At 47.9% G+C, this 12,526-nt stretch carries 10 protein-coding genes, 1 tRNA gene and 2 pseudogenes; 10 read left to right on the forward strand and 3 right to left on the reverse strand.

Features of this window, described 5'->3' with window-relative positions:
* Positions 1-132: 132 nt before the first annotated feature.
* A complete protein-coding gene (locus tag H3L95_RS11670; RefSeq protein ID WP_003760422.1) occupies positions 133-1,545 on the forward strand; it encodes a PepSY-associated TM helix domain-containing protein in 1,413 nt (470 codons plus the stop codon).
* A 321-nt stretch (positions 1,546-1,866) separates the two neighbouring features.
* Here H3L95_RS11670 and H3L95_RS11675 read toward each other — a convergent pair whose 3' ends face one another.
* The gene (locus H3L95_RS11675; protein WP_003760417.1) at positions 1,867-2,673 is read right to left on the reverse strand and encodes an RsiV family protein; all 807 of its coding nucleotides are present in this window, start codon (positions 2,671-2,673) and stop codon (positions 1,867-1,869) included.
* Between the two features lie 11 nt (positions 2,674-2,684).
* The gene (glyQ, locus tag H3L95_RS11680; protein ID WP_003780086.1) at positions 2,685-3,587 is read right to left on the reverse strand and encodes a glycine--tRNA ligase subunit alpha; all 903 of its coding nucleotides are present in this window, start codon (positions 3,585-3,587) and stop codon (positions 2,685-2,687) included.
* A 188-nt stretch (positions 3,588-3,775) separates the two neighbouring features.
* On the opposite strand from glyQ, the gene H3L95_RS11685 reads away from it, so the two are divergent.
* The gene (locus tag H3L95_RS11685; protein ID WP_003760412.1) at positions 3,776-4,570 is read left to right on the forward strand and encodes a 3'-5' exonuclease; all 795 of its coding nucleotides are present in this window, start codon (positions 3,776-3,778) and stop codon (positions 4,568-4,570) included.
* Between the two features lie 426 nt (positions 4,571-4,996).
* Here H3L95_RS11685 and H3L95_RS11690 read toward each other — a convergent pair whose 3' ends face one another.
* Positions 4,997-5,989, reverse strand: a complete 993-nt coding sequence (locus H3L95_RS11690) for a L,D-transpeptidase (protein ID WP_182096163.1) — start codon at positions 5,987-5,989, stop codon at positions 4,997-4,999.
* Positions 5,990-6,153: 164 nt separating this feature from the next.
* On the opposite strand from H3L95_RS11690, the pseudogene H3L95_RS11695 reads away from it, so the two are divergent.
* The 8 genes and pseudogenes from H3L95_RS11695 to H3L95_RS11730 all read left to right on the forward strand — a co-directional run.
* Positions 6,154-7,113: pseudogene (locus H3L95_RS11695) on the forward strand (TRAM domain-containing protein); the annotation flags it as partial.
* A pseudogene (locus tag H3L95_RS11700) lies at positions 7,114-8,298 on the forward strand (23S rRNA methyltransferase); the annotation flags it as partial.
* Between the two features lie 20 nt (positions 8,299-8,318).
* Positions 8,319-9,419, forward strand: coding sequence for an alpha-glucan phosphorylase (locus H3L95_RS11705; RefSeq protein ID WP_040668888.1), 1,101 nt, complete (start codon positions 8,319-8,321; stop codon positions 9,417-9,419).
* Between the two features lie 12 nt (positions 9,420-9,431).
* A complete protein-coding gene (locus tag H3L95_RS11710; protein WP_003760398.1) occupies positions 9,432-9,968 on the forward strand; it encodes a GTP-binding protein in 537 nt (178 codons plus the stop codon).
* 1 nt (position 9,969) lies between these two features.
* Complete coding sequence (locus tag H3L95_RS11715) at positions 9,970-10,623, forward strand: hypothetical protein (protein ID WP_009313121.1); 654 nt, start codon at positions 9,970-9,972, stop codon at positions 10,621-10,623.
* Between the two features lie 30 nt (positions 10,624-10,653).
* The gene (locus tag H3L95_RS11720) at positions 10,654-11,013 is read left to right on the forward strand and encodes a roadblock/LC7 domain-containing protein (protein WP_003760395.1); all 360 of its coding nucleotides are present in this window, start codon (positions 10,654-10,656) and stop codon (positions 11,011-11,013) included.
* An 85-nt stretch (positions 11,014-11,098) separates the two neighbouring features.
* A tRNA-Asn gene (locus H3L95_RS11725) sits at positions 11,099-11,174 on the forward strand.
* 200 nt (positions 11,175-11,374) lie between these two features.
* Positions 11,375-12,382, forward strand: coding sequence for an IS5 family transposase (locus tag H3L95_RS11730; RefSeq protein WP_003760393.1), 1,008 nt, complete (start codon positions 11,375-11,377; stop codon positions 12,380-12,382).
* The last annotated feature ends 144 nt before the right edge of the window (positions 12,383-12,526 follow it).

Genomic DNA, 12,526 nt, shown 5'->3' on the forward strand with positions numbered 1-12,526 from the left:
TTGAAGACCGTTATGTAAAAAATGGCAGCGATGCGTATTTCGATTGCCGTTTTTCTCGGTGGATTTAAATAAACAGGCAAAGCAGGAGCTTGGCGCTTTATCTCCATCCACTCAAAACAAAAGAGAGAATTTATGGACACAACCAAACCTACTCCCCATCCAGACCAACAGGCTAACCGCCGCTATCTGACCGTGTGGCGGTGGCATTTTTATTTCGGGCTATTGGTCGCGCCCTTTCTGACCCTGCTTGCCGTAACGGGTCTGGGCATGCTTCTATTCGCCAACATCACCGGCAAAGAGGGCGAGCGCATACACGTTACCCCGCAGGCGCAGGTGCAGCCTTTGTCGGCGCAGGCGGAAGCGGCGCGGCAGTCTGTGAACCCTGAAACCGCTTCGGTGGTGCAATATATCGCGCCGCGCGCCGACGATATGGTTGCCGTGTTCCGCGTGAACAACGACGACAAAGCGACCATGGTCGCCGTCGATCCTTACACGGCGAAAGTCGTCAGTTCCATGCCGCGCAATGAGGGCTGGTATCACACGATGGACGAAATCCACGGCGATATGATGCTCGGCACGGCGGGCGATTATCTGATAGAAACTGCCGCGTCGCTGACTATCTTGATGATGATTACGGGGATTTATCTGTGGTGGGCGAAACAGCGCAGCCTGAAAGCCATGCTTGTGCCGCAAACGGGCAAAGGACGCTCGTGGTGGCGTAGCATGCACGGCGCATTCGGCACTTGGGTTTCTTTGATTTTATTGTTGTTCTGCCTGTCGGGTGTTGCTTGGGCGGGCATTTGGGGCGGTAAGTTCGTTCAGTCTTGGAGCCAGTTCCCCGCCGGCAAATGGGGGGTCGAACCGAACCCCGTATCCGTCGTGCCGACCCACGGTGATGTGTTGAACGACGGCAAAACCAAAGAAGTACCGTGGATTTTGGAACTCACGCCCATGCCTGTTTCCGGTACGACGAAGGGCGAAAACGGCATCAATCCGAGCGAACCGATGACTTTGGAAACGGTTGACCGCTTCGCCCGCGAAATCGGTTTCAAAGGCCGCTACCAGCTCAACTTGCCCAAAGGCGAAACGGGCGTGTGGACGCTGTCGCAGGATTCGATGAGCTACGACATGGTCAGCCCGACCGCCGACCGCACGGTGCACATCGACCAATACAGCGGCAAAATCTTGGCCGACATCCGTTTCGACGATTACAATTTCTTCGGCAAATTCATGGCGGCCAGCATCGCACTGCACATGGGGACGCTGGGCTGGTGGAGCGTGCTGGCGAACGTCTTGTTCTGCCTGGCGGTTATTTTCATCTGCGTCAGCGGCTGCGTGATGTGGTGGAAACGCCGCCCGTCCAAAGCGGGCGGACTGGTTCCTCCGGCGCAAAAAATCGAGCTGCCGGTATGGTGGGCAATGGCTGTGCCGCTTTTGATTGTGGCGGTATTGTTCCCGACCGCCATCGCCGCTATCGCCGTGATTTGGCTCTTGGATACGGCTTTGCTGTCGCGGATTCCGGCGTTGTCGCGATGGTTCAAATAAACGCTTACGACGTGTGGCAGACGATAAACCGTCAGGCTTGATTTGCCAAAGCTAAAAGGTCGTCTGAAAACCAAATTAGGTTTTCAGACGACCTTTTTTGACGATTAACTGCAAATATAGTGGATTAACTTTAAATCAGGACAAGGCGACGAAGCCACAGACAGTACAGATAGTACGGAACCGATTCACTTGGTGCTTCAGCACCTTAGAGAATCGTTCTCTTTGAGCTAAGGCGAGGTAACGCCGTACTGGTTTAAAGTTAATCCACTATACTTGAATCGGTCAGAAGCTAAGGGGAGATAATCTACACTGGGTCCTTAATTATTTTTTAGGTTGTATGAAATGCTCCGCTTCCTTCAAGATTTCAGGTTTCACGATGCCCTGTAAATCCTTAGTGGAGATAGTAAACTCAGGTCTGCCTAAAACATATGCCCCGATTTCGTAACTTTGATACAGGAAAGTCAAGCCGTTTTTATCGAAACGCCAGTTTTCCGTAGCGGAAAATTTGTCACTATTGTATCCACTAATGTAATCACGTGCTTCTTCTTCGGTGTCACCACTATTTTCCTTCAGGTATTTGACATAGGCTTCTTCAAGCAGGTGTGTCAGTTTTCCTTCTTGATTGGGTAACAGGATGTCGTTCAATTTAAGCGGCTTCGGATTGGCAATGCCGCGCTTCAATACCGTCAGCGTGTGCACGCCGTATCCGTGCGGGCCACAATTGTATTCCCAGTCTTCTTGTCCGAAAACAGCATAATTGGGCGTATAGCCTTCCAGTTCCAACGTATCTATATAGTCCAAAGCACAAGGATACTCACCGGCTTTGCGGAGTTTTTGGTTTTCCTTATTGGTCTCCTTTACGTCTTTGTCGCGTATCAAGGTCGTCTGAACCGATTTCTGTGTAGGCAGTTTGCCGCCCATTTCTTTCCTGACCCAGTCATCCAAATGTTTATCGCCGGTAATCGGATAGCTGACGGTAAGTTGATGGCAAAGGGGTTTGCCTTCACTGTTTTTTCCGTCACAGGATTTGGCTTCCAAGGTTTTGGATTGAAACGATAAAGGGGCAGCCTGAACATTTGCAGAGAAAATGAGGGACAATGCGGCGGCGGCAAGCGTTTTGTGGAACATATCAACACCTATTAGGATTTTGATTTAATTAAAGGAAAGCCCAATGCTTCGCGGCTTTCGACGTATTTCTGCGCTACGGTGCGGCTCAGCGCGCGGATGCGGCCGATGTAGGTGGCGCGTTCGGTCACGGAAATGGCGCCGCGTGCGTCTAAGAGGTTGAAGGTGTGTCCGGCTTTGAGGACCAGCTCGTAGGCGGGCAGGGCGAGGCTGGCGTTTTCTTCGGCGAGCAGGCGTTTGGCTTGCGCTTCGTAGTCGTTGAACTGGCGCAGCAGCCAGTCGGCATCGCTGTATTCGAAGTTGTAGGTGGATTGTTCGACTTCGTTTTGGTGGTACACGTCGCCGTAGGTGACGGTGTTGCCGTCGAGCGTTTTTGCCCAAACGAGGTCATAGACGTTTTCCACGCCTTGCAGGTACATCGCCAAGCGTTCGATGCCGTAGGTGATTTCGCCGAGTACAGGCGTGCAGTCGATGCCGCCGACTTGTTGGAAGTAGGTGAACTGGGTCACTTCCATGCCGTTGAGCCAGACTTCCCAGCCCAAGCCCCATGCGCCGAGGGTGGGGTTTTCCCAGTCGTCTTCAACGAAACGGATGTCGTGGACTTTGGGGTCGATGCCCAATTCGCGCAGGGAATCGAGATAGAGGTCTTGGATATTGGCGGGCGCGGGTTTGAGGGCGACTTGGAATTGGTAATAGTGTTGCAGGCGGTTGGGATTGTCGCCGTAGCGGCCGTCTTTGGGGCGGCGGCTGGGTTGGACGTAGGCGGCAAACCAAGGCTCTGGGCCGAGCGCGCGCAGGCAGGTGGCGGGGTGGGAAGTACCGGCGCCGACTTCCATGTCGAAAGGTTGGATGACGGTGCAGCCTTTGTCTGCCCAGAATGTTTGGAGTTTGAAGATGATTTGTTGGAAGGTGAGCATGGCTTATGGTTCGAATTGGGATAAAAGGGGGATTTTACTGTTTTGACGGTGTTTTGGGTAGGTGTACAGGCAGATGGAATGGTGGGGCGGCGGTGTGATTTGACTGTCAATAAATGCGGAAACATGCCACAATGCCGTTATCCTGTTGTCTGTTTTAATCTGTTTTGATTGAATTTGAGGAGTCGCCCATGACCCCGATTTTGGCTTTCGATATTGAAACCGTACCTGATGTGAACGGCATCCGCCTGTTGTACGACCTGCCTGCCTCTTTGCCGGACGACGAGGTGGTCTTGTTTGCCCAGCAGAAACGCCGCGCCCAAAACGGCTCTGACTTTATGCAGCACCACTTACACCAAGTAGTCGCCATTTCCTGCTGTATGCGCTGGGGGCAGGACAAAATCCACGTCGGCACCATAGGCGAAATGCACGACAGCGAAGAGGAAATGATCGCCAAGTTTTTCGATCTTATCGAAAGCCATACGCCGCAATTGGTCAGTTGGAACGGCGGCGGCTTCGACCTTCCGGTCCTGCATTACCGTGCGCTGATACACGGTATTGCGGCGGCGCGTTATTGGGATATGGGCGAGGGCGATTTCGGCGACAGCCGCGATTTCAAGTGGAACAACTACATCAGCCGCTACCACAACCGCCATTGCGACCTGATGGATCTGCTCGCCCTGTACCAACCGCGTGCCAATGTGCCGCTGGACGACATGGCGAAACTTTGCGGTTTCCCCGGTAAACTGGGCATGGACGGCAGTAAAGTTTGGGAGGCGTTCCACGCAGGTCGTCTGAAAGACATCCGCGATTATTGCGAAACCGATGCGGCAAACACTTATTTGATGTTCCTGCGCTTCCGCCTGATGAGCGGCGCTTTGGATGCGGACGAGTATGAAGTGGAAGTCAAACGGCTGAAGCATTACCTGATCGGACAGGCTCAGGACAAGCAGCATTGGAATGAGTTTGTCGCCGCGTGGCGTTAACAACGCGGTGATTTTCTAAAGCCCTGACGATGGGCGGAAAGCCGCTAATTTATAGTGGATTAACTGTAAACCAGTACGGTGTTGCCTCGCCTTAGCTCAAAGAGAACGATTCTCTAAGGTGCTGAAGCACCAAGTGAATCGGTTCCGTACTATCTGTACTGTCTGCGGCTTCGTCGCCTTGTCCTTATTTAAAGTTAATCCACTATACAATAGCGGTGTATCGGGCTGGATTGTTTTTCCTGATACTGAAAAGCAGTTGGCATTCAGTTTGGTAAAGCGGTTATTGGGAAAAAAGGAGTGTGGGCGGTTTGATTGTAAGGATGTGAACGATATTGGATGAAAAAGGTCGTCTGAAATTTGTCAGCTCCTATATTGTTAGGGAGCTGAATTTCAGACGACCTTTGCATTCGGAAAATTCCTTTGCTTTTAGAACAACACTCCTGTCGGCTCGCTGCCTTCCGGGATGTCATATTTCGGATAGCTCGGCGTGCTGGCGGGGGCGTTGTACAGTTTTGCCGGATTTGCTTCAGGACGAACGCTTTGGTTTGGTGCGGAAGCGGGTGTATCGTCAGCTTCGACTTCGATTTCAGTACCTTTAGGCAGAACCACATCTTTGACCGGAGCAGGCTTAGGCGCAATTTTAGGTTTGCTGAAAGCGCTGGAGCCGCTCGTCCAGGCGAGTGATTTCAACGGGGTTTTGAGTTTGACGCCTTTGGCACAGGTCAGACAGTTGGCGGCACCGGTGCGGTTTTTTAAAATAGCGTCTACTTTAGCCGGATTAATGGTTTTACCGTGTGCTTTTGCCCAAGCGGCAATACTTTTCTTCAAGACGGCAGTATCCAGATTTTTTTTGCCGTATGGGTCGTGGTATGCGGCCAGCCAAAGGTTTTGGTTGGCATCTTCGTTGAGGCTGGCCATTTGGTAGATGACGGAGGCGGGAGCGCCGGAGGCAATTGTTTTGGCAAATTCCAGTGCATCCGGAGACTTCATGCGGACGCAGCCGTGACTGCGGACGCCCGGTACGCTGGCAGGGGCATTAGTGCCATGAATGCCTAAACCGAGTTTGGGATCGCCCAGACGGACAAAAACAGGACCGAGCGGATTGTTAGGGCCTGCTGGTACGCTTTTGACGCCGTCGCCACGTTCTTTTTGGATGGATTTAGGGATGTGCCAAGTCGGATTGAAGGCTTTTGCACCGATTTTGTGTTCGCCCAATGTGGTTTGAGTCATGGCCTTGCCGACGGCGACAGGATAGATTTTGGTCAGTTTGCCGTCTGTATATAAGAATAAGCGTTGTTGCGGAATATTGATGACGACGTGCTGACCTTCGGAAACGGGAGAGACGTCCGGGATGGGTGTGTTGGCTGAGGCAGCGGTAACTAAGAAGGCAGCGGTCAGGCCGAAAATGGTTTTTTTCATGTGTCGTAATACTTGTAATAAATGAAAAGAAGATTTTGGGAAATCATACCTGAATCTGTATTTTTTTGTGCGAAAATATGCCCTTTCGGTTGCTTGCCGGTTTGAGCGGCAGGTATGGATTGGGGTCGTCTGAAAAGATAAACCGGGTGTCGAGTGGACAAGTGATGGCTGATACGAAATGTTTTGACGGCGTGGCTGATGTTTTTTCTTTGGATTATGAGGGGCGCGGCGTTGCCAGAGTACACGGCAAAACTGTCTTTATTAAAGGTGCGCTGCCTACTGAGAAAGTGTCGTTTCGGGTGCTGAGGGAGAAGAAACAGTTCAGCGAAGCAGAGACAGTAGAAGTATTAAAAGAGTCGGGTGAACGAGTCCGGCCTGCGTGTGGTTATTATGAGACATGTGGCGGTTGCTCGTTGCAACATGTGTCTCCAACCGCTCAAGTTGCATTGAAGCAACGTATTTTGGAAGAACAGCTCGAGCGTATCGGCAGAGTCAAATCGGAACAGATTCTTCCGCCTATTTATGGTTCGGCTTGGCATTATCGGGATAGGGCGCGGTTGAGTGTCTCAGTCGATAAGAAGGGTCGTCTGAAAATGGGTTTTCAGGCGAAAAAAACGAATGAAGTGGTTGATATTGAAACATGTCAGGTGTTGCCTAAACATATTTCAGATGTTTTACCTATGGTGAAATTGTTGTTGCAAACACTGTCTGATGGCGGGGCGGCAGTCCGATTTGTAGAATTTTTTAATAGCCGTGCATTGGTTGTTTTGAACATTTGTTTCATAAAAAAACCGTCTGGCTACTCTTTGAAGCAAATTGAGACATGGTTTGATAAGATATCAGGTGGGGTAAAGCAAGTTTGGCAGGTCTGGTTTCAATATGGGCGCGAGCCGTCAACTGCACTGTACCCTAAAGATTTGCCCGAATTGAAATACAGTTTGCCTGAATTTTCGGTAGAAATGCCTTATCAGCCGGGTGATTTTACGCAGATTAATGCGGACTTGAATGCTGTAATGATCAGCAGGGCTTTGCGCCTGTTGGATATACAGCCTAATGACAGGGTGGCAGATTTATTTTGCGGGTTGGGCAATTTCAGCCTTCCTATGGTAAAGAGCGGTGCGTCATCTGCGCAAGAAGTCGACCCACTGACGGAATATCAAGTATATAAGCAATTTGGTTATGAGAGTAAGGCTGCCGAATCTTTGGCGGGTTATTTGAATGGCCTAAACGATGGGGCTCCTGAGAAATTAGTGCATGAGCTTGTCGGGTTGAGTCTGCGCGTTGGTAATATCGATATGCTGACAGACGCCTTGGAGCGTCATGGCTCCGTCTTGTCTGAAGAAAGTCTGGCTGAGTACGTTAAAGCCGGCTTGATGTCCGATCAGACGCATTTGCCGTTACGCGTATTGGCGGAAAACCGTTTGGGATGGAGCATGCAGGAAATCGAGCGCCAAATCGGAGAGCAACCTGATTTGGAAGAGGCTTCGGCATCCGCTCCTGCGATGACTAATGACAATGCAGGCGCTAATCATGCCCCTGGCGTTTCCAAACGCGCTGCTATCGTATTGGGCAAGAAAGAGTTTACCGATATTACTCCGGAAGAAATGGGAGCCGTTATCGGATTTGTTAAACCTGAACAAAGTGCCAAAATCTTGAAAGATAAAGTAGGTTATGAAACTGCTGTTCAACAATATAACCGTGCCATTCAAAGCTCTTCTAAGCCGGCAAGCCTTATCATCGATGCATTAAAACTTGACTATCAGCATGAAGAAATCAGTCAGTTTGCTAAACACTTGTGGAAGTTGTACCACTCATTGGGTCAGTATGGCCGCCAAGTGAAAGAACGCATGCTGGGTTGGGGATATAGCCTCGGTTATCATGAAGTATTTGATGATTTGGAGAAAGGACCTAACGAAAATAAAATCAGAGAAATTGGTTTGGAAAGGGGTTATATCCGACCTACTTCTCTTCAAATGAAAGCTAAATATCGCGAACTGGTACAAAAAGATTCTTCTATCATTAGCGTCAACGCCTCTCCTGCAGATGAAGCACTGAAAGAAGTTGAATCTTTACTGATGTACGGTCAGTTGGATTTGGCCATAGGTACTTTGGAACAAGCTGTTTTACAGTACCCGCAAGAATCTCAATTGTATGTGATGCTGTTCGATCTTTACGAAAGAGTAGAGGACTGGGCACGTCTGGAACAATTCTTGCGCTTATTGCGTGAACGCGTTGTCAGCCTTCCGGAAGAAGTGGTATTGGCAATGAGCCGTTTGCTGCAACATGTAAATCAACATTCAAAAAAATAAAATAATTAGAGAGTACCATGATGGATAATCTGTTACCTAAAATCAAAACCATACGGATTATGCTGCGCGATATGAGCGAGCAGCAAGAAGCCGTTTTCCGTATGGCCTTTAAAATGCACAATACGACGAACTATCAGATTCTTGACTCAGATTCAGATGAAATACCAGATTTAGTATTGGTAGATACTGATACTGCTGAGGGCATTGAAACTTGGAAAACGCTCAAAATCAAATACCCTGATATTCCTGTTGCGATGTTTTGTTCGCAAGAGCCATCTGTTACAACGCCGTATTTGGCTAAGCCGGTTAAATTCGATACCTTATTCCCGATTTTAAGAAGTTTGGCGCAGGGCGGGAATATTTTTGATGCTTCGGCTCAAAAGGCAGAAGTACAAGAAGGAACGCAAAACGGTAACGAAAGTAGAAAGGCTACTATTCGTCGCTTTAATCCGAATAAAGGATTGCTTGGTGCCTTGAAGTTTGCCAGTCAAGGTCATCAGGATATTGCCGTTTTACATGAGGGTAAACCGGTATTAATTGTTTTCCCAAGTATTCAAAGGGTATTGCTGACAGTCAACGCCCATGAGTTAGAAGGGCTTTGTAAGAATGACAATTTATCTGTTGTATGCAAAGTCGTGCCGGATAATCCCCAGTGGAAAGAAAAAGCCAAAGTAACGATTATGTCTTGTTTGTGGCAGATGGCAATTTGGACTGCTCAGGGAAGATTGATTTATCCGATGACTCCTCAAACGATTTTCACTTTAAAGCGTTGGCCTAATTTGACCAGGCTTGCTCCGGTTCCAGAGTCTATGAGGTTATCTGCGTTTTTAACTAAAACATCAGTCAACTTAAATATCCTCTATAAAGTTATGCCTTTGGAAATGCCGGATATCTTGAATTATTTGGCGGCAACCTCTGTAACAGGCTTTTTGGCAACGGATAGCGAATATGCTCCGAATCAAGCTAATCAGCATGCCAATATTTCTGAACATGTTAGTGTTAATAGTGATGTGCCTGATAGTCAGATGGTTAAGGATGCAGAAAAAGTGGCAGGTCCTTCGCAAGAGCAGCCACGCGGTTTGTTACAGCGCTTAATGCGTAAATTATTGGGAAAACGCTAAAAAGGACATGTAATGAAAGAAAATAAAATTATCTTTACCGGTCCGGTTGGAGTAGGTAAAACAACAGCAATTTCTGCGTTATCAGATGAGCCGCCTGTACAGACAGATGCATCTGCATCAGATATGACGCTGGTTCGTAAGGGGTATACCACCGTAGCAATGGATTATGGTGTGATCCATTTGGATGAAGAAGTCAAAGTCCATTTATATGGTACACCGGGGCAAGAACGTTTTAACTTTATGTGGGAAATTCTAAGCCAGGGTAGTATGGGATTGGTATTGCTTTTGGATAATACACGAACAAACCCATTGAAGGATTTGCAATTCTTCTTGGAAGCATTCCGAGAATTATTGAAAACAGCGCCATTAGTAGTAGGCGTTACTAAAATGGATATTCGTTCATTGCCAAGCGTTGATGTATATCAGAAATATTTAGCACAAAATAATTTTAATGTACCGGTTTTTGAGATTGATGCTCGTAGAGAAGATGATGTCAAACAATTGGTTAGCGCAATGTTGTTCTCAATTGATCCGGGTTTAGAGGTATAAAATGGAATCAACACTTTCTTTGCAATCAAATTTATATCCCAGAATTACACCTGCTGGTGCTTATTATGCAGTAACCAGCGATACACCAAGCGCAAGTAGAACATTGCTATATAGCTTATTGCGTGCAAACCCGTCAGAGGTCATTAGTAGCGAAAAAATTCTAGCTTGGGCTGATACCAGTGATATCAATACGGCTTTAAACTTGTTGTACCGTTTGCAACGTTTAGAGTTTTTATATGGTGATGAAAATATTAGTAACGAAGATATTCATTTGACAGACGAGCAGTTACCGGAATTGTTAGAGCAGTTGTCTAATTCAGGTAAAGCTTTGCTGGCTGATGAGAATGGCCTGTATTTTGCCAATGCTAATTTTCATCATGAAGCTGCCGAAGAGTTGGGCCTGTTGGCAAGCGAGGTGGCTAAGATGGAAGATGGTCATCGTCTGCTGATTCGTAACAATTTGCATATCAATAATAGTGCGTGGGGGATTTGTGATCCTTCTGGTCAGAGCGAGTTAACATTTTTCCCATTGTATATTGGGGAAACTAAGCTGATTCTAGTTATAGGTGGTATGCCTGACTTAAATAAAGAGGCGTTTGTGACACTGGTTAAAGTGTTGTACCACAGATATGGTAGCCGCCAGCAAACTATATAACTAAAGTTATAATTTGAGAATGGAATAAATATGCAACAATTATTAATCTCTGTGTTGAGTGATTTAAATAATACTTCTCCCGATATTACAGCTTCAGCTGTAATATCGACTGATGGTTTGCCAATTGCTACAATGCTTCCATCACATTTGAATGCGGACAGAGTTGGTGCTATGTCTGCAACATTGTTGGCATTGGGCAACCGTTCAGTGCATGAGCTGGCATGTGGTGAGTTAGATCAAGTGATGGTTAAAGGTAAAACAGGTTATATTCTGTTGAGTCAAGCAGGTGATAATGCAGTATTGGCCCTGATGGCGAAGGAAAGCGGTAAGCTGGGTTTGATCTTGCTGGATGCTAAACGTGCTGCTAAACATATTGCGGAAATTTTATAAAACCGCATATAAATCATATCATTAATGATAATAGGGGATTAATTCTTGACTTCTTATTTTTTTAAGATATAATTCCCCTTCTAATTCCCCGATAGCTCAGTCGGTAGAGCGACGGACTGTTAATCCGCAGGTCCCTGGTTCGAGCCCAGGTCGGGGAGCCAAATATCAAAAGCCTGAACATCGAAAATATGTTCAGGCTTTTTTATAAAGTAGATTGTATTGATATTTTCTTTATTCAGTTGTTTCGTGGAATTGAATTGTTGTCATAAAAGCGCAAACCTGTTGCATCTTACAAATAGAGACCTTTGCAAAATTCCCCAAAATCCCCTAAATTTCCATCAAGACATTTAGGGGATTTCCCATGAGCACCTTCTTCCAGCAAACCGCACAAGCCATGATTGCAAAACACATCGACCGCTTCCCATTATTGAAGTTGGATCAGGTGATTGATTGGCAGCCTATCGAACAGTACCTGAATCGTCAAAGAACCCGTTACCTTAGAGACCACCGAGGGCGTCCCGCCTATCCCCTGTTGTCCATGTTCAAAGCCGTCCTGCTCGGACAATGGCACAGCCTCTCCGATCCCGAACTCGAACACAGCCTCATCACCCGCATCGATTTCAACCTGTTTTGCCGTTTTGACGAACTGAACATCCCCGACTACAGCACCTTATGCCGCTACCGCAACTGGCTGGCGCAAGACGACACCCTGTCCGAATTACTCAAACTGATTAACCGACAACTGGCCGAAAAAAACCTAAAAGTAGAGAAGGCATCCGCCGCCGCCGTTGACGCCACCATTATTCAGACCGCCGGCAGCAAACAGCGTCAGGCCATAGAAGTCGATGAAGAAGGACAAGTCAGCGGACAAACCACACCGAGTAAAGACAGCGATGCCCGCTGGACAAAGAAAAACGGCCTCTACAAACTCGGTTACAAACAACATACCCGTACCGATGAGGAAGGCTATATCGAGAAACTGCAGATTACCCCCGCCAATACCCATGAGTGCAACCACCTGTTGCCTTTGCTGGAAGGCATTGCCGAAGGTACGACCGTCTATGCCGATAAAGGCTACGACAGTAAGGAAAACCGGCAACATCTGGAAGAGCATCGGTTGTTGGACGGCATTATGCGCAAAGCCCACCGCAACCGTCCGCTGACGGAAGCGCAAACCAAACGTAACCGATATTTGTCGAAGACCCGTTATGTGGTCGAACAAAGCTTCGGTACGCTGCACCGTAAATTCCGCTACGCCCGGGCAGCCTATTTTGGTCTGTGTAAAGTGAGTGCGCAAAGCCATCTGAAGGCGATGTGTTTGAACCTGTTGAAAGCGGCCAACAGGCTAAGTGTGCCTGTTGCCGCCTAAAAGGCGGCCCGGATGCCTGATTATTAGGTATCTGGGGAGGATTAAGGGCGCATTTAGGTAGAATCAGGAGTGATTGAGGGCGGAAATAGACGAAAACCTGTGTTTGGGTGTCGGCTGTCGAGGGAAGGGCTTTTTTGCAAAGGT

Source organism: Neisseria sicca, assembly GCF_014054945.1.
GTDB lineage: Bacteria > Pseudomonadota > Gammaproteobacteria > Burkholderiales > Neisseriaceae > Neisseria > Neisseria sicca.

Excerpts from the sequence above, each read along its gene's own strand:
- H3L95_RS11710 (WP_003760398.1), top strand. The coding sequence starts at position 9,432 with ATGAAAGAAAATAAAATTATCTTTACCGGTCCGGTTGGAGTAGGTAAA.
- H3L95_RS11675 (WP_003760417.1), bottom strand. The coding sequence starts at position 2,673 with ATGTTCCACAAAACGCTTGCCGCCGCCGCATTGTCCCTCATTTTCTCT.
- H3L95_RS11690 (WP_182096163.1), bottom strand. The coding sequence starts at position 5,989 with ATGAAAAAAACCATTTTCGGCCTGACCGCTGCCTTCTTAGTTACCGCT.
- H3L95_RS11705 (WP_040668888.1), top strand. The coding sequence starts at position 8,319 with ATGGATAATCTGTTACCTAAAATCAAAACCATACGGATTATGCTGCGC.
- glyQ (WP_003780086.1), bottom strand. The coding sequence starts at position 3,587 with ATGCTCACCTTCCAACAAATCATCTTCAAACTCCAAACATTCTGGGCA.
- H3L95_RS11685 (WP_003760412.1), top strand. The coding sequence starts at position 3,776 with ATGACCCCGATTTTGGCTTTCGATATTGAAACCGTACCTGATGTGAAC.
- H3L95_RS11720 (WP_003760395.1), top strand. The coding sequence starts at position 10,654 with ATGCAACAATTATTAATCTCTGTGTTGAGTGATTTAAATAATACTTCT.
- H3L95_RS11670 (WP_003760422.1), top strand. The coding sequence starts at position 133 with ATGGACACAACCAAACCTACTCCCCATCCAGACCAACAGGCTAACCGC.
- H3L95_RS11715 (WP_009313121.1), top strand. The coding sequence starts at position 9,970 with ATGGAATCAACACTTTCTTTGCAATCAAATTTATATCCCAGAATTACA.
- H3L95_RS11730 (WP_003760393.1), top strand. The coding sequence starts at position 11,375 with ATGAGCACCTTCTTCCAGCAAACCGCACAAGCCATGATTGCAAAACAC.